The sequence below is a fragment of the Sphingobacterium sp. UBA5670 genome (genome assembly GCF_002420705.1).
GTDB lineage: Bacteria > Bacteroidota > Bacteroidia > Sphingobacteriales > Sphingobacteriaceae > Sphingobacterium.
Genome location: NZ_DIIM01000021.1, coordinates 419,205 through 441,868, shown reverse-complemented (window position 1 = coordinate 441,868; position 22,664 = coordinate 419,205). Strand labels below are relative to the sequence as shown.

General features: G+C 40.2%; 14 protein-coding genes. 12 read left to right on the top strand and 2 right to left on the bottom strand.

What is annotated here, in order from left to right:
* The 5 genes from B3C94_RS19950 (at nt 1) to B3C94_RS19930 (ending at nt 4,925) form a co-directional block, all read left to right on the top strand.
* Nucleotides 1–1,431, top strand: a complete 1,431-nt coding sequence (locus B3C94_RS19950; protein ID WP_293906973.1) for a TolC family protein — start codon at nt 1–3, stop codon at nt 1,429–1,431.
* A 129-nt stretch (nt 1,432–1,560) separates the two neighbouring features.
* Nucleotides 1,561–2,079, top strand: coding sequence for a hypothetical protein (locus B3C94_RS19945; RefSeq protein WP_112376064.1), 519 nt, complete (start codon nt 1,561–1,563; stop codon nt 2,077–2,079).
* Entirely contained in the window at nt 2,066–2,566 is a 501-nt protein-coding gene (locus tag B3C94_RS19940; protein ID WP_046675389.1) for a hypothetical protein, read from the top strand. Before B3C94_RS19945 ends, B3C94_RS19940 begins: the two co-directional genes overlap by 14 nt.
* Entirely contained in the window at nt 2,550–3,299 is a 750-nt protein-coding gene (locus B3C94_RS19935; RefSeq protein WP_046675390.1) for a YoaK family protein, read from the top strand. Before B3C94_RS19940 ends, B3C94_RS19935 begins: the two co-directional genes overlap by 17 nt.
* A 162-nt stretch (nt 3,300–3,461) precedes the next feature.
* On the top strand, nt 3,462–4,925 hold the full coding sequence (locus B3C94_RS19930; RefSeq protein ID WP_293906966.1) for a glycoside hydrolase family 76 protein: 1,464 nt from the start codon (nt 3,462–3,464) through the stop codon (nt 4,923–4,925).
* Between the two features lie 52 nt (nt 4,926–4,977).
* On the opposite strand, the gene B3C94_RS19925 is transcribed toward B3C94_RS19930, so the two are convergent.
* Together B3C94_RS19925 and B3C94_RS19920 are read right to left on the bottom strand one after the other, a co-directional pair.
* Nucleotides 4,978–5,757 carry a response regulator transcription factor gene (locus B3C94_RS19925; protein WP_046675391.1) on the bottom strand — a complete coding sequence of 260 codons (780 nt, stop codon included), beginning with the start codon at nt 5,755–5,757 and terminating at the stop codon, nt 4,978–4,980.
* Nucleotides 5,758–5,759: 2 nt separating this feature from the next.
* Nucleotides 5,760–8,915: a sensor histidine kinase gene (locus B3C94_RS19920; RefSeq protein WP_293906963.1), complete on the bottom strand. Its 3,156-nt coding sequence runs from the start codon at nt 8,913–8,915 to the stop codon at nt 5,760–5,762.
* A gap of 173 nt (nt 8,916–9,088) precedes the next feature.
* Here B3C94_RS19920 and B3C94_RS19915 point away from each other — a divergent pair, with 173 nt between their 5' ends.
* The 7 genes from B3C94_RS19915 (at nt 9,089) to B3C94_RS19885 (ending at nt 22,654) form a co-directional block, all read left to right on the top strand.
* Nucleotides 9,089–10,249, top strand: coding sequence for an aldose epimerase family protein (locus B3C94_RS19915; protein ID WP_293906961.1), 1,161 nt, complete (start codon nt 9,089–9,091; stop codon nt 10,247–10,249).
* A gap of 201 nt (nt 10,250–10,450) precedes the next feature.
* On the top strand, nt 10,451–13,642 hold the full coding sequence (locus B3C94_RS19910) for a SusC/RagA family TonB-linked outer membrane protein (RefSeq protein WP_293906959.1): 3,192 nt from the start codon (nt 10,451–10,453) through the stop codon (nt 13,640–13,642).
* Nucleotides 13,643–13,647: 5 nt separating this feature from the next.
* Nucleotides 13,648–15,471 (top strand): RagB/SusD family nutrient uptake outer membrane protein, encoded by a 1,824-nt coding sequence (locus B3C94_RS19905; RefSeq protein ID WP_293906957.1) that lies wholly within the window; start codon nt 13,648–13,650, stop codon nt 15,469–15,471.
* Between the two features lie 10 nt (nt 15,472–15,481).
* On the top strand, nt 15,482–16,156 hold the full coding sequence (locus tag B3C94_RS19900; protein WP_293906955.1) for a DUF3823 domain-containing protein: 675 nt from the start codon (nt 15,482–15,484) through the stop codon (nt 16,154–16,156).
* A 2-nt stretch (nt 16,157–16,158) separates the two neighbouring features.
* Nucleotides 16,159–18,204: a beta-L-arabinofuranosidase domain-containing protein gene (locus tag B3C94_RS19895; RefSeq protein ID WP_293906953.1), complete on the top strand. Its 2,046-nt coding sequence runs from the start codon at nt 16,159–16,161 to the stop codon at nt 18,202–18,204.
* A gap of 40 nt (nt 18,205–18,244) precedes the next feature.
* On the top strand, nt 18,245–20,089 hold the full coding sequence (locus B3C94_RS19890) for a glycoside hydrolase family 2 protein (RefSeq protein ID WP_293906951.1): 1,845 nt from the start codon (nt 18,245–18,247) through the stop codon (nt 20,087–20,089).
* A 90-nt stretch (nt 20,090–20,179) separates the two neighbouring features.
* Entirely contained in the window at nt 20,180–22,654 is a 2,475-nt protein-coding gene (locus B3C94_RS19885; RefSeq protein WP_293906949.1) for a glutaminase family protein, read from the top strand.
* Nucleotides 22,655–22,664: the final 10 nt, after the last annotated feature.

Sequence of the window (22,664 nt, the reverse complement as noted above, 5' to 3'; positions counted from 1 at the left end):
ATGAATAAATTGAATTTTATTTTTATCGTGTTCTGCTTTTTTTTCTATTCCCATCTTTTGGCTCAGGAAAAGGAATATGGAGCACCGAAGACTTTTACAGTTGATGACATGGAAGAGCTTTTAATGGCCAATCATCCCATTGTTAAACAAGTAAATCTACTGAGTGAAACTGCAAAAGCCCAAGTAACACAAGCGTTAGGGAAGTTTGATCCAACACTAAATTCGAGCTTTAAAAATAAGCATTTCGGTCATACGGATTATTACAATGAGTGGAATAGCGAGTTGAAAATCCCACTTTGGTTAGCAGGAGCTGATCTGAAAATAGCTTATGATCGAAATGTAGGTGAATATACAAACCCACAATTCCGAACGAATAATGCGGGGCTCTCTGCAATCGGTTTAAGTATTCCTTTGGGGCAAGGTTTAATCGTCGATAGCCGAAGGAATACGTTACAGCAGGCAAAGGCGATGATCAGCTATCTGGAAGGCGAAAAGATCAAGCAAATTAATGCCATTTGGTTTCAGGCACTTTCAGATTATTGGAACTGGTATTTTGCTTACCAGCAATACCAACTTTTATTAGAGGGCGTTAAATTAGCGGATCAGCGGTTTAGCGCAATCAGTGAGCAGACTATGCTGGGGGACAAACCTGCAATCGATTCTATCGAAGCTTCGGTCGTCGTAAAAGAACGACGGATAGAACTTTCAAAGTATGAAGTAGAACTTAAAAATGCGAAAATTGTATTGTCCAATCATTTGTGGAATGATCAACAATTTCCGGTTGAACTTCCCGATCACGCCATACCACATAAGCTCGAAGACCAAGTTATTTTGCCGGATAATCGTGTGATCGAGGCACTACTGGATTCGGCAAAAATTGCTCATCCCGAAATGATCAAGTTGGCTAGTAAAAATCAGCAACTGCTATTTGAAGAACGTTATCGAAAAGAAATGCTTAAACCTAAATTGAATGTGTCGGGTACGCTCATTTCTAGCCGTCGCGGTTTAAATGATTTTGTACCACCGCAGTATGATTTTAATTGGCAGAACTATAAGCTAGGTTTTGAATTTGCATTTCCACTTTTTATTCGCGCCGAACGTGGGAAGCTCAAAGAGGTACGGATTAAGCAAGATCAACTACGATTTGAGCAGGTAGCGACTGAAAGAAATATTTACAATGACGTCGTTAAAAAGTACAATGATTTAAATGCTTACAGTAAACAGATTGAACTTCAATCGATCAATATAAGTAACCAGGAATTGCTCCTTAAGGGTGAATTAAATAAGTTTGAGCTGGGTGAATCAACCTTGTTTGTTGTCAATAGCAGGGAAAACAAGCTGATTGAAATGCGTATCAAGCAAGAGAAGCTTTTTACGGACTATCGGAAGGCACTGGCAGAGTTATACTACAAGGCCGGAACTAAATTTTAATCCCATTTTAATCTACATTTTATTTTTAATCTCATTTTAATACAAGTCCTAAAATTCTAATAGAAAGTTAATTTCAGATTCATTCGTTTGCCATGATGATCTGTTAATTTTGTATAAAAATAATTGGATATGGCAAAGGCAACGCGTGTATTGATTCCAAGTGATTTTACGATTGATTCGCTCTTTTTTGTGATTCATAGTATAGAACAATCGTCAGCTGAAGAGCTAGACATTATTTTGGTCTATGGCAATAAGAGCAGTACTTCGATTAGTGAGTTATTAGGGATTACACTGGAAGATCAGCTTAATAAGCTGCAATCAGAAGATTTTTTGAAAGCCTGCCAGATGATCTGTCATCGTTATGAAAATCGTAAGCTAAATATCTATACAGATATTATCGGCTCTGACAATCTCAATTATTTACAACATTATTTGCGCGGAGCTCGGATTGATGAAGTCAAGGTTCCCACAGATTATGAATTTGAAAAAAGAACAAGGCATTTTTTTGACGTCGGACGGGCTTTGCTTCACTTGAGTAAAAGTAAGCAGAAGAATGTCTCGATCGTAGAAAAACCCGGGACAAACAAAACCGGCAGAAATGTCTTGGCGGATTTATTTTTTAACAAGAAATGGGATGTTAATTATTAAGAGAAAAATATTGGCACAATTCAACTTTGTCTTGTTGTCCTTTTTGCTTTTAGGGGCTAGTTCAATGGTTATGTTTTATGAAAACCCTGAGCGGCTTTTAGAAGGGGAGTGGGAAGAGCAGGGTTGGTACTTTGAGAAAGTGGAGAAGTCTCCAACATTCAAAAAACAGGCGGTTATCCATGAAGGAATAAAAGATGCTGCAATCGCGCACCTTCCACCCCTGCAGGATGGATTATGGCATTTTGAAAAAATGGGTGATAAAAATTTTATTGCCCATCATGAGGACAAACAATACAATTGGTTTTTGAAGGGACGAGGCCATATTCTTGAGCTTCGTAAGAATGACGAGCTAATAGAGAGTTTCGTTATCCAAAAGTTGAATAAAAACCAGTTGGTGCTGCATCTTAATTTGGATATGCAGACGAAAGGAATTGCACGTATCGTGCTGAAAAAAGGAGGAAAGGAAAAGTATGCTGAGAAAATATAGTAACCATAGGACGATTCAAGATAACATTAGGCTGGGGGGAATTACCGCGTTTTCTGCAGGAATGGTCAATGTCGCATCTGTCATTGTCTTTTTCTCGTTTACCTCGAATGTAACGGGTTATTATGCTGTTTTTGCACAGGAGATAGCGAAAGGGAATTGGTACCAAGGTGCTGTGGTGCTTTTTTGGATTTTACTTTTTCTAGTAGGGAGTATGCTTTCTAATCTGATCATCATTCATGGTAAAGGACGTTTTAGCTCCTATTTGACACATTCCATTCCCTTGGTATTGGAAATATTGAGTATATTATTTGTTGGGATATATCTTGATGTATTTTATGAGGATTCTTTGAAAGAAACTGAGATACTTGTCGGTGCATTGCTCTTTGCGATGGGGCTACAAAACGGTTTGACTGCGAGCATATCGAATTCTGTTGTGAAAACAACACATTTGACCGGGCTAACGACAGATTTGGCCATATTGATTTCGATGTTCACCAAGGAGTCTAACCGGAGCAATAAGGCATTGGTCGACAAATTCCATTTGCTATTGAGCATCGTGAGCGCGTATGTCGTTGGCGGACTTGTGAGCGGTATTTCATTCACTTACCTATCAAATAAAACATTTTACGTGGTTTGTTTTGTTCTTTTAGTCATCGGTTTATACGATCACTACAAATTGTATCTGTTGAAAAAGCAATTTGTGAATCGTCATCGTCAACCAGTGGCAGCTTAGTTGACTAAGCAAGTTCTTGGTTAGCTAAGCAAAAGGGCAAATAGTTTAATCGCATTTCAAAAAATGCGATTTTTTTTGTCCAAAAAATGCTTATCTTCATACACAGTTATCACGCTCTACCGAAGCGAATGAAAGACTACTTAATCAATTTAAAACCGTATCATGATCAAATTCTTTTCCATCCGGCCTTTTTGGGCACTTTCTCTAATTTCGCTGTCAGTATCACCCCTCTGCGTAAAACAGGCTTATGCGCAAGAATTGCACACCCCAAGATCAGTACATGATCAAAATAAAAGCCAGCAGAATCTTTTACGGGCAATCCAATTGATTGATCGATCAATGGACGTCTATTTTTCCGGTGAAGATTTCAAAATGCATCGTTTTTATAACCCATTTACGAAGGTTCGATCCGAAGAAACAGCTAGTGTATGGATGTATTCTGCTTCCATAGAAGCTGTAAACGCTGTGTTGAGTGGCTTGAAAAAGCAACAGAAGGTAGATAACGGCAAGCTTTATAAAATGTATTATTCCCGCTATGTAGATTTATTGGCTAAGCTTCATGCAAATGCAGCCTATTATTTAGGGACCTTTACGCTAACGTCGTTTACGCAGCATAAAGAATGGACAGTGTATGCTGTCGATCGCGTTCGAGAAAAAGGAAAAGCAAATGTAACGGGCGTATTGAACGTCTATGATGATCAGATGTGGTTGGTACGGGAATTATTGGAAGCTTATCATTTGACCGGGCAAGATCGCTATTTGCAAGAAGCGGAGTACCTTACGGCTTATGTTCTTGATGGTTGGGATTGTACTTTGGATGAGAAAGGGAAAGAGCATGGCGGAATTCCATGGGGACCAGGATATGTAACGAAGCATGCCTGTAGTAATGCACCGATCATTAGTCCGCTTGTTACATTGTATGAAATCTATAAAAACAAAGGAGACCAAATTATTGCACATTCGATCGATCAGAAAGATAAACTAACCCGTATTGCTAAAAAAGAGCGGAAGGCCGATTTTTATCTCCGTTTTGCTAAAAGGATTTATGACTGGCAAAAAGCAAATCTTCTTAATGAAAAAGGTGTCTATGCGGATATGATGGGTGATTGTTTTCCGGATTGTTCGATAACTTATGAAACGGTCAACGGCGTGCGATACCGAAAAAATACCGAACTCAGAAAAGCCGTCGGAACTGCATTTTCCTATAATAGTGGAACGATGATTTCCGGAGCAGCAGACTTATATCGTGTTACGAAAGCTAAAAGCTATTTAGAAGATGGCAAGAAACTGGCCGATGCGACTTTTACTTATTTTGGAAAGTTAGGGCAGCAGATTCCAGAGCACTATACCTATGCAACAGACGGTTTTAATAACTGGTTTAACGGTGTTTTGTTAAGAGGCTATACCACTATATTACCGAATTATAGTAAGGCTGGGATGTATGTGAAGTCTTTTCAGGAAAACTTGGATTATGGTTATACGCACTTCTTGAGTGAAGGATTCTTGCCAAATGATTTGCTCGGAGGTTGGTCAAATGATAAAAGCAAGAATGATCTGGAGGGAATGTTTATGTTCACTTTTGCGGCACAGTATGCTACACTTGCGCAAGTTGAACAACCAAAATAGATGATCCCCTAATGAGGCACTTATTTTGGTTGGGATAGAATTGTTTGCATCGTTATGATTTAGATAAAGCAGTTTGGGCGTCTTGAAATTCAGTAGGGCTCTGTCCAAACTGCTTCTGAAAATTACGAGAGAAATGAGTCGCGGAGCTATAGCCTAGTAAATTAGAAATTTCGTAGACTTTATGCTGCTTTTGGATGAGCAGTTCTGCTGCTTTTCGGAGCCGCGTTAAATTAATCAGTTCATTGGGCGATAGGCTCGATACCACATTAATTTTGCGATAGAGGGTAGGTCTACTCATGCAGAGAATATCGGCCATCCGATCGACATTAAACTGGGGATCATCGAGATGTTGCATAATGATTTCTTCAATCTTCAGCAAAAACTCTTGTTCACTTTGATTTTGACCGATTTGCTGTATCTGCGACATCGGATTTTTAATAAAAAATTCCTTGACTTTAACTCTATTCTTTAATAAACTCGCGATTTGTGCTCTTAAAAAGGCAGGTGAAAAAGGTTTTTCAATATAAGCGTCGGCACCATACTCCAAACCCTGAATTTTTGATTCAATACTATTTTTTGCCGTTAAGAGTATAACTGGAATGTGTGCATATGCGATATCTTCTTTAATTTTTTGACAGAGTTCAAAACCATCCATTTCTGGCATCATCACATCGCTGACGATCAGATCAAAATATTCAGTGGCTAATAAATCCAGCGCTTCCCTACCATTGGAACTCGTTGTTATCTGATAATCCTCATTGAGATCATCCGCAATGAATTCAAGTAGTTCAGTATGATCATCTACTAATAATAAATTGGATTTGGCATTCATAATTATGGGTTTGTATTGTGATTCAAAGGCAATGTCAAACTAAATACGTTCAATTGGAGGTCGTTTGTACTGTATAACAGGGTACCTTGGTGTTTTAACGTTAAGGACCTTGTCAATGCCAAGCCTAGGCCGCTTCCAGGAACATTCTTATTTTGTTTTAAGCGATTGAATGGTTCAAAAATTCTTTCCCTTTCTTCTGAAGGAATTAAAGCTCCGTCGTTTTTCACGGTCAATATAAAGATATTTTTCTGTTTATCCATATTCAAATTCACTTCAATATAGGATGAAGAATATTTCAGGGCATTATTCAAGAGGTTGTAACATATCTTGTCGAATGCGTCGATATCGACTTGACCTATGATATCTGGCATAATGTGCGATACCATCTGCTTGTCCTGCGCCTGCAGTGTGACTGTAAAATTGTTGATAATTTCCTGGACCGTTTGGCTTATGTTTTCTGATTCAAAGTGTAATTTGAATCCTTCCGTTTCGACCTGTCTAAAATCCAATAGCTGATTGCTAAGGGCAATCAACTTCTCCGTGTTGTTTTGCATGGTCAATAGTAGCTTGTCGGTTATAGGATTGTGATCGACTTTATCCATAAGCTTCTCTAAGGGGGCCTTGATCAATGTCAACGGTGTGCGTATTTCGTGCGCAACATCGGTGTAAAAATTGATTTTTGAGCGATAGAGTTCTTGCTCGCGTAGATTTTGTACGGTTAAAAGATGTTGTCGATTGCGTTGTTTGATCTTTTCATTGAAATGATGAATAACAAATATAATCAGCCCCACAAGGATTAGAGCATAGCAAACAAAGGCCGGTATACTTGCCCAGATCGGAGGAAGAATAGTGATTTTAAGACTAGCAAAAGTGGGAATTGTATTGCCATTTGGATCTTCTGCTTTTACAGTAAAAACATAGTTTCCGGGCGCTAGCTTGGTGAAGTAAGCCCGTTGATTGCTTGTAATGTCTATCCAATTGTCGTCGAGACCATCCATTTTGTAGCTATAGTGAATGGAATGGGGGGCTTGGTAGTGTAATGCCGCAAAATCAAGACTGAAGGATGACTCGTCGTGTTTCAGTTTGATTTTATCCGTGAACAGAATTGATTTGGACAGAATATTTGTATCGGTGTACTGATTGATCGCCCTATTGTTGATGTAAAAATTAGTGATGTAAATCGGAATTTGATTCTTGTAGTTGATTTGGTTGAGCCTTTCGGGATTGAAACGTATCAGTCCATTGATGGTGCCGAAATAAAAGTTTCCATTGTCATCATTAAAGGATGAATTGTAATTGAACTGAATCGTCGGTAGGCCAGACTCCAAGTTGAAGATGCGTTTTTTTCCACTGGGAAGATGGTAGCGTACCAGGCCCTTGGAAGTACTCACCCAAAGGTTATTTTGTTTATCTTCTAAAAAGGCGAGTGTCACATTACTGGGCATTCCTTCTTCCAGGCCAATGTTTTCAAAGCCATCCTGATTTGATTTCTTTTTAGCCATCCCACCTTCGGTAGCTATCCAAACTTGATTTTTTGAGTCCTCAAATATACTGTTGACCCTATTGTTGGGCAAGGAATTGAGATCGTTCTGATGATGCGTATAATGTTTGAAATAACGTGTGGTCGGATGATAACAGAATAGTCCATCACGCCACGTTCCGACCCAGATATTCCCCTTTTTATCTTCCAAAATGCTTGTATAAAACATGTATTCTGGGACATTATCAATAAGGTGGAAAGATTTTTTTTCTAGATCAAAGCGGTATAGGCCGCGTGTGGATGCAGCCATGATTTCTCCTTTTCGAGTTTTATAGAGATAAAAAAGAAAATTACTTTGGAGATCGGATGTTGATACATTGCTGTTACGATCGATGTGATAGATAACTTTTTGAAGCTTTGGCGAAAAAATGTCCAGACCATTGACGAAAGTACCAATCAATAGTTTGTCGCCAATAGGGAGAATACCGTGAATATTGTTATTTGCCAGATTCCCCTGTTTATCGGAGAAGTTCTGGATATAACCCGATTTAGGATCCAATTTAGATAGACCTCCGTTTTCGGTGCCTATCCATATATCGTGGTTGATGTCTTTTTTGATAATCCGAACGACAGAGCCTTTTAAGCTCCCGGGGCGATCTTGTGGGAGGAATTTTTCGATTATACTATTATTCTTGTGATAATAGTTAATCCCACCAAAGTAGGTTCCCAGCCAAATACCCTCATCCTTATCTTGTAGGATATTATAAATGGCGTTGTCAGATATCCCCCAAGGGTTTTCTTGTTCTTTCTGAATGTTGATGTAATTTCCGCTCGCTATTTGGTAAATGAAGAGACCAGATTCCGTTGCAAACCAATATTCATGATCGTTTGGCTGTATAATATCTCTTACATAGAGAAATTGATGCAGCTTGTCCGGACCAAGAATTGACTTGAGGGACTTGTTTTTAAAATTGTAGCTATAAACCCCAGTTTTCGACGTGCCAATCAATAAGTCTCCATCGCGGTTTTCCATTATTTTCTCAATACTAAACCAGTCTTTAGGACCATATTTTGCTTGAAAGTCAAGCATGAGTGCGGGTTTTCCAGAAGAACCTATCTGGAAGATCTTACCTTCAGGAGTTCCAAAAAATACAGTTCCATTTTTTGTGCAGCTGATAGACGTAATATAGAGGTCCGATTTTGTAAATTGTTGAATTGCGTGACTAACCAAATCATGGCAATAGAGCATTCCATTGGATATAAACCAGATCCTTTTGCGTTGATCGGTAACAATGACGGGTACGTCCGCATTTTCAAATTGTTTGCTCAGTAATCTAAATTGCTCGTCGACGGGATCGTAGCAATAGATTCCCTGATCTGTTCCAATCCAAATTCTTTTTCGAAAGTCCTCTTTCAAGGAGATGATATTATTACCACCCAAGCTGTTTTTCCCAGATTGGGTGGCATCAAAATGTTTGAAATTGTTACCGTCAAAGCGATTTAATCCATCTTTTGTACCGAACCAAAGAAAGCCTTGACTATCTTGCATACTACAAATGACAGCATTATTTGACAATCCTTCATTGATTTGATAATGATTGAAATAATAAGGTTGCGCATGTAGCAACGAAGGGAGCAACAAAAAAAATAGAAATCGTAAAGGCTTCAGGTTGATCATGATCATTTGGTTATTGATACAAAATAGTGCTAAAATGAAACAATTTAATCTTAAAATTTCTGAAAAAATTAAGACTTTAGCTTATATATTGTAAGCGTTAAAATTATAAAAAATCTAGAAAAGGACGTACGTTCTATCTAAACAAAGATTATAAACCATTTAAAATATTACGAATGAGAGGAAAATTGACCTTGCTTGGTCTTTCTGCAATGTTGGCATTTTGTGTGTCTTGTCAGCAATCAACGGGTTCTAAAACTTCAAAAGCAGATTCTTTATCGGCCTTCATGGATACTGCACAGTTCAGCGGAACTATTGATCAAAAACAGGCTTATCTATATGAACTGAGCAATAAAAATGGCGTACAAGCTTATTTTACCAATTTTGGTGCACGTTTAGTGGGATTATGGGTACCTGACAATAAGGGTGAATTATGCGATGTTGTTTTGGGTTTTTCTAAAGCGGCTGATTATAATAATCCCAAGGAACCATTTTTTGGTACTATTGTAGGGCCTTTTGGTAATCGGATCGCCAAGGGGAAATTTAAATTGGATGATAAAACCTATACATTGGCGGTAAATAACGGTCCTAATACGCTGCATGGAGGTTTTAAAGGTGTGCATTTTGCCAATTGGACATTAAAATCATCAGATAAATCGTCTCTTACTTTTGCTTACACCTTAACTGACGGACACGAGGGTTTTCCAGGAAATATCCAGATGGAAGTGACTTATACGCTGAACGATAATAATGAATTGATGATTGCCTATCGTGCTACTTCCGATAAAAAGACAGTGATCAATTTGACCAATCATGGTTACTTTAATTTAAATGGTGAGGGAAGCGGTACAATTCTGGATCATCAGCTTCAATTGTTTGCTAATGAATACACACCAGTGGATAGTACACTAATACCAACAGGGCAATTGGCACCAGTAAAGGGAACAGCTTTTGATTTTACAACCTTGAAACCAATAGGAAAAGATATTAATGCCAATGATCAGCAACTGAGCTTTGGAAAGGGGTATGATCATAACTTTGTCTTAAGCAAGGAGAAAGATGGCGAGTGGTACAAAGCAGCCCATGTGATTGGAGATAAATCGGGTATTGTTATGGATATTCTGACTGCAGAACCTGGAATACAATTTTATAGCGGTAATTTTATGAATGAACAAGTGCAGTTGAAGAACGGGAAAAAAGATTCCTTTCGCACAGCTTTTTGTCTTGAACCGCAGCATTTTCCGGATGCACCAAATCAGCCTAATTTTCCAACAACTGTCCTAAACCCCGGGCAAGTTTATCAAACGAAATCCCTGTATCGTTTTTCGGTAAAATAATACATATTTAATAATGATTGGTTTGAAAGTACACCACTGAAAAGAGGTGTACTTTCTCTTTTTAATAGACTTTAAAACGTTTTAGGTCTATTTTATTTATTTGATACAAATAGGCAGTTTTTTGAGAAAAAACGAAAGTCTGCAAGATTGATTATACCTTAATTTTGGACAAATCAATTATACAAACTAATCAATCTAGGTATGTTTAAGGGTCTTAAATGTCTGCCAATATCTGCTACATTGCTCTGCTGTGCGAGCAGTTTTATCCCCTTAGCTAAGGGAGCTAATTTAATGCCAGTTTCTTCTGATGGGATCGAGTTGCAAAAAGCAATAAAAGGGGTTGTTAAGGATAAAGAGGGCAATCCGATCGTGGGAGCGACGGTCGCTTTAAAATCCAAACCCAATATTGCAGTCTCAACAGATGCCAAAGGTAATTTTAACCTGACAGGTGTCAATGCCGGTGAACTTTTGACCGTAAGATCTGTAGGCTACCTTTCCAAAGAAGTGATGGCAATCGCTGACTTGGCAATCACTTTGGAAGATGAAAATTCGCGCATTGATGAAGTGGTCGTTGTAGGTTACGGTACGCAGAAGAAAGAATCCGTTACCGGTGCAATCACCGCAATTTCTTCCCAGGATATCTCCAGATCTGTTGCTACAACAACTTCTGGAGCTTTGGTAGGTAAGATTGCAGGGGTCAATAGCCGTATGTCAGATGGACGGCCAGGAGCAGCCACCGGGATCAGTATTCGGAATATGGGAACACCTTTATATGTAATCGACGGTGTTCAAAAAGATGAAGGCCAATTCAACAATTTGGACTTCAATGATATTGAATCGGTTTCGGTATTGAAGGATGCATCGGCCGCTATTTATGGTGTACGTGCGGCCAATGGTGTTGTTGTTGTAACGACAAAGAAGGGAAAGCGGGGCGATAATAATACTTTTAATATCAATTCATATTATGGCTGGCAGAGCATGTTCCGCTTTCCCAAGCCAGCAGATGCGAGTACTTATATCAAAAGCTATATTCAGTCTGATGCTATTCTCGGAACCGAACATCCACAATATACGTTGGCGGATCTTGAAAAATGGCAGCAAGGTACCGAGAAAGGATATCGTCCTTTTGATTGGTATGATTATATTCTCAAAACCAGCCCACAGACCTATGTTTCAGGTAATGTCAGTGGTGGATCGGAGAAAATTAATTATTACCTGAGTGTGGGGCATCTGGACCAGCAATCTATCATCCGTAATTACGGCGGTTTTAATCGTACCAATGTGCAGATGAATATTGACGCGAATGTATCAAAACGATTAAAGATTGGGGCCAATTTGAATGGGCGGATCGAACAACGCAAACAGCCGGGCGTACCCGGTGCTGACGATACTTGGCAGGCTTTATTTGCGATATATCGCAATCTGCCTACTGCACGGCCTTTTGCCAACGATAATCCTTTGTATCCAACGCAAACATCGCCTAATGCCGAAACCAACTTTGCGATGTTGAATTATGATCTATCGGGTACATATCAGGAAAAATGGCGGGTGATGCAGTTAAATTTTAATGCGGAATATAAGATCACAAATGATTTGATTGCTAAGGGGACAATAGGCTATTATCTGGCCAATAAATGGATGGATAATCAAGAGTTTACCTATAAACTATATGGCTACGATGAGAAGACAGATACGTATCCGGTCACTTTTAGCATGGACAACCCTTGGCGGGAAAGATCTATTTCGCAGGTGGAAGAAATCTCCACCCAATTTACCTTAAATTATAATAAGCGATTCGGTAAACATGGAATCAATGCTGTGCTTGCTGCTGAGTCCATAAAAAGGGATAATCCAGACGTTTACGTGCACGATCGCCCAGCATCCAATGCCTTGAGTTTGATCTATTTTCAGACAATGGACACCTACAATGATACGGGCGTGAATACCCAGGCGAGAGCAGGTTTTGCAGGTCGGGTCAATTATGATTATGATCAGAAATATCTCTTGGAGCTTTCTTCGCGCTATGACGGTTCTTGGAAATTCGCTCCGGGAAGCCGATGGGGATTTTTTCCTTCGGTATCTGCAGGCTGGCGTGTTTCTTCCGAAAAATTTTGGTCTGAAGGTATGAAAAAGGTATTGGACGATGTGAAATTAAGAGGATCTTACGGTGTATTGGGCGATGATAATTTGGATGCCTGGGAATATTTTGCTTTTGGTTACTTAAGTGGATATAATTATTTCCGGAAACCTGTCCGTGACGGCTATCAGAATATAGTCGGTTCAACAATTGATGGGAATTACGTGATTGGTTCTCAGGCGAGAGGTCTTCCTGTTAAAACACTTTCTTGGATTCAGGCCCATATGCTAAATGTTGGTTTGGACTTTAGTACGCTAAAAGGTAAATTAACAGGTTCGGTAGATTTCTTCCGTCGAAAAAGAACAGGACTGCCCGCGAAGCGAGAAGATGTATTGATACCGAATGAAGTAGGCTTTAGTTTACCTTATGAAAATCTGAATTCAGATATTCACCAAGGTATAGATGGATCATTAATGTGGCGGAGTAGCGTCAATGGATTTAACTATTTCGTAGGCGGTAATTTCACTTTTGCACGGCAAACTGACGGCGAGCAATATAAACCACGTTTTGGAAATTCTTTGGATCAATATCGGAAATCGATCTATGACCGTTATGCCTTTCTCAATTGGGGATTACATTCCATTGGACAATTCCAGTCCTGGGAAGAAATTGCAAATTATGATGTAGACAATGACCGTAAAGGTAACTCATCATTACGGCCGGGTGATATCAAGTACGAAGATATTAATGGCGATAAAGTGATCAATGAGCTGGATGAGCGGCCAATCGGATATCGACAAGGCGGCCTTCCTTATTTCAATTACGGAATTAATCTTGGTGGCCAATTTAAGGGATTTGATTTGGCAATGGATTTCACCGGAGCAGCTTTTGCTTCCTTTAATCCGAGTTATGAGGCCGTATTCCCTTTTCATGATGGTGGCAACAATCCGCAGTACTATATGGAAAACCAGTGGATGTTGAGTGATATTACGGATCCAAATAGTGCCTTGATCCCTGGAAAATATCCTACGTTAATTAAAGGAAATAGGGATCATAGCAATTATTGGCATAGTGACTTTTGGCTTACTAATGTCAACTATCTGAAATTAAGAAATCTGCAGATCGGATATACTTTGCCGGATAAATGGATGAAATCTCGAGGAATTCAGAAATTGAGGATATATACCATGATGCAGAATCTGTTTAGCATAGATAATTTGGGTGATATGAAGATCGATCCGGAAATCACAAGTGATTCGGGCGTTCAGTACCCAACAAACCGGGTTATAAATGTTGGTGTTACCTTAACTTTTTAATGAAGATGATAAATAAGAAAGTTGTTTTATTGGGTGTATGTTTGGTATGTACATTTTCAAGCTGCAATAAATTTTTGGAACGGGAATCACAGGCTATTTTTACGGACGATCAGATCTTTTCCGATCAGAATATGATAAAATCTGTGCTAGCGAATTATTATGGACGGATTAGCTGGGGACAGCAATTTGGCGACAATGGATCTTTTGCGATGTTAGACGAGGCCGGATTTTCAAGTGGTGGCCCCAATACAATGCAGGAATTTCCGAATGACTTTTGGCGTATGTATGACTATGAACTGATTCGCAATCTGAATCAATTTATCGTAGGTGTTCGTCAATCATCATTGGACGAAAATAATAAAAAGAGTATCGAAGGCGAGGCGAGATTTATTCGTGCTTGGACCTACTTCAATATGATTAAGCGTTTGGGAGGTGTGCCTTTGGTGGGGGATAAGATCTATGACTATACGGGTGGTATGGATCCGGCAGAGTTGCAGACACCTCGATCAACAGAAGCTGAGAGTTATAATTATGTGATTAGCGAATGTACCGAGGCGGCTAAAATGCTCGGTATAGAGAAAACCATAAATTCAGCTAGAGCGAATAAATGGACAGCTTTGGCACTCAAGGCGCGAGCAAGTCTGTACGCTGCTTCTATAGCGAAGTATAACTATAAAACACCGGATGTCAAAACAGCAGGGAATGAGGTGGGGATTCCGGCAGCCGAAGCCAATAAATATTACCAGATAGCTTATGAATCCGCATTGGATATTATCAGCAATAGCCCTTATGCGCTCTATAATGGAAATGCCGACAAAGGAAAGAACTTCTATCTTGCCGTAAGTTCAAAATCAAGTAGTAATGAAGTTATTTGGGCGAAGGATTATGCGTATCCGGGTGAAACACATTTTTTCACAAACAATAACATTGCCTCGTCCGTCCGTGGAGATATTGATGCCAATTTTGTTACGCCTGTTTTAAATTTGGTGGAAGCATTTGAATATACAAATGATCGGAATGGTACGTTGAAAACGAAGACTGCTACGGGAGATTACATTTATTACAATAACCCAGAAGAGTTATTCGCCAATAAAGACGCACGCCTATATGGTACTGTAATTTATTCTGGTGCTGATTTTGCTGGTACCAAAATCACTTACCAAGCGGGTGTTAGATACAAAGAGGGCGGAGTATGGAAGACGATGACCGCAATACCCGGTGCTTCTGATTCCAAATTTGGAGGAATTATTACCAGCAAAGATGGCCCTACGACTTCCAACGATATGTATGTCAATAAAACTGGATTTAATATCCGGAAGTTTATTGACGAAAATAAAGATGCCTCTACACGCGGGCGCGGTTCGGATATTTGGTTTGTCCGTTTTCGTTATGCTGAATTTCTGTTGATCGCTGCAGAGTCGGGGCTTGAACTTGGTAAACCGCAAGCTGAGTTGACTGGATATATCAATAAGATCAGGGAGCGCGCGGGAATACAAGCATTGACGACTATTTCTTTAAATGATATCATTCAGGAACGTCGCGTTGAATTTGCTTTCGAAGATCATCGTTATTGGGATTTGAAACGTTTGCGCATCGCCCATGAAATCTGGAACGGAAGTGCTGATAATTACAATGCGGTGCACTATGCCCTATTTCCGTATAAAATATATGCTCCTGGGGATCCTAACAATGGCAAGTGGGTTTTCGAGAAACAGAAATCTAGCCATACGCTCTATCCGCGAAATTTTAAATATCAGAACTATTATAATTTCATTGACCAAAATTGGATTAACAACAATCCGAAGCTAGTCCGAAATCCTTATCAATAGCATTATTCTTATGAAAACTTTTTTTTGTAAATTAATAGTCGGTTTGTGTTTACTCTTGGGTGTTTTTGCTTGTGGCAAAGATAATTATGATGCACCACAAAGCACATTAAGCGGACATGTAACCTATAATTCCAAACCTTTGGGGCTGAGAGGATCCAATCAATCGGTCTATCTTCAACTCTGGCAGGATGGTTATCAATTTCGGTCTCCTATTAATGTTTATTTAACTCAAGATGGTTCGTTTTCTACGAAACTTTTCGATGGAAAGTACAAATTGGTGACAACCAGTGGAAATGGACCATGGGTGAGCAGCGCCGATACGTTGCTGGTTGATGTGAAGAGCAATACCACAGTGGATTATCAGGTGAAACCCTACTACATGATGAGTAATATAACCTATAACACACAAGGAAATATCCTTAAAGCATCTTTTGATATCGAAACGATAGATGCTTCAAGAACGATTGATTTAGTCACCTTATTGGTCAATGATACAAAATTTGTGGATTTGGGCCAATATACATATAAGATGGAAAAAACTGGATTAAATGCCGGCCATGTCGAATTGGAACTGGATATCAAAGATATTTTGACCAAGAGTGCAGCGGTGTATGCGCGCGTAGGGTTACGGGTAAATGGGATTACCGAGGCGCTGTACGATAGTGAACCAAAGAAACTAAAATAAAAATGATTAAAAGAATTGGCTTTTTAAGCTTATTGTTGGGGTTTGGCTTAGCTACGTCGGCTCAATCAAGAATAGCAACTTCCGTAAACCAATTGCCGTTGACAGGTAAGAATACACAATACGTGAACAATAGGGCTCCACTGAGACAAAATGCCTTGCTGAAATTGCCGGTAGGCAGTATAGTGCCTGAAGGCTGGTTAGGGAAGTACCTAGCGTTGCAAAAAGATGGTCTCACAGGTCATTTGGGCGAAATTAGCGCTTGGCTATCCAAAAAAAATAATGCTTGGTTAAGTACGGATGGGAAAGGAGATTATGGCTGGGAAGAAGTTCCTTATTGGCTAAAAGGTTATGCTAATCTGGGCTACATCTTAAAAGATCCTACAATCCTAGCGGAGTCAAAGATATGGTTGGAAGCCGCACTAAAAAGCCAGCGTCCTGATGGATACTTTGGGCCATTGATGCTGCGTAACAACAAACCAGATCTTTGGGGGAATATGTTGATGTTGTGGTGCCTGCAATCTTATTATGAATATAGCGGTGACCAACGTGTCTTAACCTTGATGACCAATTATTTTAAATGGCAGGCCAATTTGCCGGATAGTTTTTTTCTTAAAGACTATTGGGAAAATAGTCGGGGTGGTGACAATCTGCTCTCGGTTTATTGGCTCTATAATAGAACACAGGGGAATGAATGGCTGATGGATTTAGCGGATAAAATCCATCGGAATACCGCCAATTGGCGCCAGAAAGATGATTTGCCGAATTGGCATAATGTTAATGTAGCGCAGTGTTTCAGAGAGCCGGCAACCTATTATCTGAAAAGCCAATCGAGTGAAGACCTGAATGCGACCTACGCTAATTTTCATTTTGTCAGGCAGGTATTTGGTCAGGTTCCAGGCGGTATGTTCGGTGCCGATGAAAATGCACGTCCAGGATATACCGATCCCCGTCAAGGGGTGGAAACCTGTGGTATGGTCGAACAGATGGCGTCCAATGAAATCCTTCTTGGGATAACAGGCGACCCATTTTGGGCAGATCATGCGGAGGAAGTCGCTTTCAATACCTATCCAGCAGCCGTAACAGCAGATTTCAAGGCCTTAAGGTATATTACAAGTCCAAATATGACCATCAGCGACAGCCATAATCATGCTCCTGGAATTGATAATAACGGGCCATTTTTAATGATGAATCCCTTCAGTTCACGCTGTTGTCAGCATAATCACAGTCAGGGCTGGCCATATTATGCTGAGCATTTGTATATGGCAACGAATGATAATGGTGTTGCGGCAGTACTATATGCCGCATCAAAGGCTGAAATCAACGTCGGAAACAAGCAGGCTATTCAGATCCGGCAAGAGTCCAATTATCCTTTTGAAGAATCGCTACGATTTGAAATAGGAACACAGGGTAAAACGGTTGATTTTCCCTTCTATCTCCGTATTCCAGCCTGGGCGAAACAAGCGAAAGTAACGGTTAATGGTAAAAGCCAAGCTGTGGAAGCTGGTGCAAAATATATTCGGATTCAACGGCAGTGGAAAGACGGCGACAAGGTCGAACTTTCCTTACCAATGACCATAGATCTGAAAACATGGACAGCCAATAAAAATTCAGTGAGTATCCAGCGTGGACCATTGACCTATGCCCTTAAAATCAAAGAGAATTATGTGAAAAAAGATAGTAAGGCTTCGGCAATAGGAGATTCCAAATGGCAGGAGACTGCAGATCCATCCAAGTGGCCATCCTATGAAATCCTTCCTGCAAGTGATTGGAATTACGGACTTGTACAAAATCAATTGCAAGCTGTTAACCAACTAAAAGTAGTCAAGAGGCCATGGCCTAAAGATGCATTTCCTTTCGACGCAGAAGCAGTACCTATTTCGATTCTTGTGAAAGCGAAACGTATTGATGGATGGAAAATTGATGAAAATGGACTAACGGGCGTATTGCCCCTGAGTCCTGTGGAAACAAAGGGTGAGGTGCAGGAAGTTGAACTGATCCCCATGGGGGCAGCACGTTTGCGCATTGCTGCTTTTCCAACTTTGAAATAATGTAAATACGATATATAAATAAATGACTTAACGATTTTTTATGATGAAGAAAACCCTATTTTTTGCCAGTTTGATGATGGCAGCACAATTGAACTTTGCTCAGGATTGGAAACCCGCAGGGTCACATATATTAACCCCTTGGGGCGAGAAAGTAACGGCACAAAAGCCACATCCTGAATATCCTAGACCACAATTAACCAGAACCAATAACTGGCAGAATTTAAATGGACTATGGAAATATGCTGTCACTCCAGTAGGTACTAAAGAGATTCCTCGTCAATGGGACGGCAACATCCTTGTTCCTTTTGCTATTGAATCGGCATTGTCCGGTGTTGGTAAAGAGGTTGGAAAAGATAAAGCCTTATGGTATAACAATACCATAACATTGGACAAGTCTGTCCATAAAAATAAGGTCCTGTTGCATTTCGGTGCCGTAGATTGGCAGTGTGACGTGTATGTAAATAATCAATTGGTCGGAAGACATGAAGGTGGTTTTGATCCATTTTCGATGGATGTGACAAGCTTCCTAAAGAAAGGAGCGAAACAGGAAATAGCCATTCGGGTATGGGATCCGACTGATGATGGACCTCAACCACGCGGTAAACAGGTAAATAAGCCGAATGGTATATGGTACACACCAGTTACGGGAATTTGGCAGACCGTTTGGTTAGAAAGTGTTCCACAAACTTATATAGTGAGCACCAAACAGACTCCGCGATTGGATGATGCTGTCTTGGCCTTTCAAGCTTCCGTAGAAGGAAGTCAAGCCGGTGACGAGATAAAGGTGCGTGCATTGGATGGCGGAAAGCTTATTAAAGAACAAATAGGACAACCCAATACATCTTTTGATCTTTCGGTACCCAATTTGGAGCCCTGGTCGCCGAGTAACCCTAAGCTCTATGATTTGGAAATTCAGCTAATTCGAAAAGGAAAAATCGTAGACCAGGCGAAAAGCTATTTTGCCATGCGGAAAATAGCCATGCAGAAAGACGAAAATGGTGTTCAACGTTTAATGTTAAACAATAAGTTTACCTTCCAATACGGTCCCTTGGATCAAGGCTGGTGGCCAGATGGTCTACATACAGCACCCACGGATGAAGCGCTGAAGTTTGATGTTGTTAAAACAAAGGAAATGGGATTCAATATGATCCGTAAACATATCAAAGTAGAACCGGCGCGTTGGTATCGATACTGTGATAGTATAGGTATGCTTGTCTGGCAAGACATGCCTAGCGGCGATCTTGGCGGAAACCATTGGGATATGCAACCAGGAAAGATTTCAGGAGGAAATAGGGATAAAGTACGTTCGCAGGAATCTGAGGGTTACTACAGAAAAGAGTGGAAAACCATTATGGAGGTATTGCACAACTACCCAAGTATTGTCATCTGGGTACCTTTTAATGAGGCTTGGGGGCAATTCAAAACAAAAGAAATAACGGAATGGACAATGGCTAATGATCCTTCTAGACTCGTAAATAGTGCCAGTGGTGGTAACTTTATGGAAACTGGACATATCTTGGATATCCATAATTATCCGGATGCAGCCATGCCTGATCCAAATTTATTTGGCGCTAAGCAAGTGCTAGCATTGGGTGAATTTGGTGGTCTGGGATTACCAATAGACGGACATTCCTGGCAACAGAAAGACAACTGGGGATACCAAAGTTTTAAAAATAAAACGGAATTATTGGAGCGCTATAAACGCCTGATCCATGATTTAACACGTTTAATTCCTATGGGATTGTCTGCCGCTGTTTATACACAGACAACAGATGTGGAAGTAGAAACAAATGGTTTGATGACCTATGATCGTAAAGTTGTCAAAATGCCTGAAGCGGAATTGAAAGCTGCACATCAGGCGCTTTATAATGCACCTACCAAATAATTGATAGCGATATGGCCGCAACCCGAGTTGCGGCCTAAATTTATCGCTGAAAGTATACCTGTCAACCTAAACCTATTTTATACGAAATCAATGAAATTAAAATTACTAATTGCAACGGCTATTGTATGTCAATCGGTATCGTCGTTTGCACAAAAACAAGTCCTTAAGAATGAGCTTCGCGCGCCTGCCTATCCTTTAGTAACAATTGACCCCAATACAAGTGCCTGGTCCTATAGCAACGAATTAAATGCGGATGTTGTACGACATTGGACCGGAAAATCCTTCCCCTTATTGGGTGTCCTTAAAGTGGATGGGAAATCCTATCGCTTCTTAGGTAAAGAAGAAGCGGAACTCTTGCCTTTGGCACGGATGGGCGAACATGCGGCATGGACGGGAAGTTACGTTGTCAGCGAACCCGCTTCTGACTGGATGAAACCTTCTTTTGATGTGCGGCAATGGAAGACTGGGGCAGCACCATTCGGTACCAAGGACAAAGAACCCAATGTGGAGACTGATTGGCAGGAACCTAAAATTTGGATTAGAAGGGAAGTTGAACTGACTGAGGATCTGACAGGAAAATCTGTATATATAGAATTTACACATGACGATGACGCTATTTTGTACGTCAACGGTATTGAAGTTGTTAATACAGGTAATTCGACAGGTAAAAATAGTCGGGTCAAACTGCCCGAACATGTCGTAAAAACATTGAAGAAAGGGAAAAATATACTGGCGGGTTATTGCTATAATAGGGTAGCCAACGGATATTTTGATTTTGGACTCTTTACAGAAAAAGAAGGTAGCATTCAATTTGACAATGAGGCGAAGCAGATCGCTTCCGATGTGCAGGCAACACAGACACATTACACGTTTAATTGCGGGCCCGTCGATTTAAATATTACATTTACTGCGCCGATGTTTCTGGATAAATTGGACTTAGTGGCTAGACCCGTAAATTATCTTTCCTATATGGTCCATGCGAAGGATGGCAAGAAACACCAAGTACAACTTTATTTGGAGGCAGCACCAAATTGGGCACTGAATTCTCCACTTCAAGATGCAGCAAGCAGCTCCTTTGTCTCAGGAAATCTCGAGTTTGTAAAGACAGGAAGCAAAAGCCAGCAGGTTCTAGGAAGGAAAGGTGACGACCTACGGATAGATTGGGGGTATTTTTATATGGCTGGTGCAAAATCAAAGACAAAGTCCGCGGTCGGAAATAGTCATCAATTACGGTCTAATTTTCTGAAGAGTGAAAATAGCTCTTCAGAAAATGGAGGTCAACAATTGGCACTGATGCAAACTTTTGATGTTTCATCGAGCTATCAGGATAAGATCTTGTTGGGGTATGATGATCTGTACTCCATCCAATATTTTGGACAAAATTTACGGCCTTATTGGAATACTAGTGGAAATAGTTCCATTGAGAAACAATTTGAACTGGCTGACAAGGAGTATACAGCTCTCAAAAAGGCTGCTGATAAATTTGATGCCGAATTATGGGGTACAGCTTTGCGCAACGGAGGTGAGGACTATGCCGCATTATGTGCCTTGGCCTATAGACAGGCAATCGCCGCCCATAAACTTGTCAAGGCACCCAATGGCGATCTGCTTTTACTGTCCAAAGAAAATGACAGCAATGGGTCAATAGGAACGGTTGATGTAACCTATCCTTCAGCACCGATTTTCTTATACTATAATCCGGAACTGGCAAAAGCACTAATGAACGCCATTTTTTATTATAGTGAAAGCAATAAGTGGACAAAGCCTTTTGCGGCGCATGATGTTGGAACCTATCCTTTGGCGAATGGTCAAACCTACGGTGGGGATATGCCCGTGGAAGAATCAGGCAATATGCTGATATTAACTTATGCTTTAGCCAAGGTCGAAGGCAATGCAGCTTATGCCAAAAAACATTGGAAAGTGCTATCTACCTGGGTAGATTACCTAGTAGATAAAGGTCTTGACCCCGAAAATCAGTTGTGTACAGATGATTTTGCAGGCCATTTTGCGCATAATGCCAACTTATCAATTAAAGCTATTTTAGGTATCGCATCTTACGGTTATCTGGCCCAAATGCTTGGTGAAGAGACTACGGCGAAAAAGTATCTGACCGAAGCAAAAGCAATGGCGATGAAATGGAAAGAGATGGCCGAAGATGGGGATCACTATAAGTTAACTTTTGATAAAAGTGGAACCTGGAGCCAAAAGTATAATATGGTCTGGGATAAATTGCTTAAGATGGATATTTTTGACCCCTCTATCCGTGAAACTGAAATTAAATACTATCTCGGCAAACAAAATAAATACGGACTTCCCCTGGACAATCGTCAGCCTTATACCAAAACCGATTGGATTATTTGGACGGCGACCATGGCAGATGATAAGCCTACTTTTGAGGCATTTTTGAAGCCAGTCTACCGTTTTATGAACGAAACAACAGACCGTGTTCCCATGTCGGATTGGACGTATACAGACCGTCCTAAAAGAGCTGGATTTAAAGCAAGATCCGTTGTTGGTGGCTATTTTATCAAAATGTTGGAAGAGAAATTGGGAAAAGCAAAATAGCTTTTCCTAT

Coding starts and splice junctions, on each gene's coding strand:
- B3C94_RS19940 (WP_046675389.1), top strand. CDS start 2,066: ATGTTAATTATTAAGAGAAAAATATTGGCACAATTCAACTTTGTCTTG.
- B3C94_RS19905 (WP_293906957.1), top strand. CDS start 13,648: ATGATAAATAAGAAAGTTGTTTTATTGGGTGTATGTTTGGTATGTACA.
- B3C94_RS19910 (WP_293906959.1), top strand. CDS start 10,451: ATGTTTAAGGGTCTTAAATGTCTGCCAATATCTGCTACATTGCTCTGC.
- B3C94_RS19915 (WP_293906961.1), top strand. CDS start 9,089: ATGAGAGGAAAATTGACCTTGCTTGGTCTTTCTGCAATGTTGGCATTT.
- B3C94_RS19925 (WP_046675391.1), bottom strand. CDS start 5,757: ATGAATGCCAAATCCAATTTATTATTAGTAGATGATCATACTGAACTA.
- B3C94_RS19950 (WP_293906973.1), top strand. CDS start 1: ATGAATAAATTGAATTTTATTTTTATCGTGTTCTGCTTTTTTTTCTAT.
- B3C94_RS19895 (WP_293906953.1), top strand. CDS start 16,159: ATGATTAAAAGAATTGGCTTTTTAAGCTTATTGTTGGGGTTTGGCTTA.
- B3C94_RS19900 (WP_293906955.1), top strand. CDS start 15,482: ATGAAAACTTTTTTTTGTAAATTAATAGTCGGTTTGTGTTTACTCTTG.
- B3C94_RS19920 (WP_293906963.1), bottom strand. CDS start 8,915: ATGATCAACCTGAAGCCTTTACGATTTCTATTTTTTTTGTTGCTCCCT.
- B3C94_RS19890 (WP_293906951.1), top strand. CDS start 18,245: ATGATGAAGAAAACCCTATTTTTTGCCAGTTTGATGATGGCAGCACAA.
- B3C94_RS19945 (WP_112376064.1), top strand. CDS start 1,561: ATGGCAAAGGCAACGCGTGTATTGATTCCAAGTGATTTTACGATTGAT.
- B3C94_RS19930 (WP_293906966.1), top strand. CDS start 3,462: ATGATCAAATTCTTTTCCATCCGGCCTTTTTGGGCACTTTCTCTAATT.
- B3C94_RS19885 (WP_293906949.1), top strand. CDS start 20,180: ATGAAATTAAAATTACTAATTGCAACGGCTATTGTATGTCAATCGGTA.
- B3C94_RS19935 (WP_046675390.1), top strand. CDS start 2,550: ATGCTGAGAAAATATAGTAACCATAGGACGATTCAAGATAACATTAGG.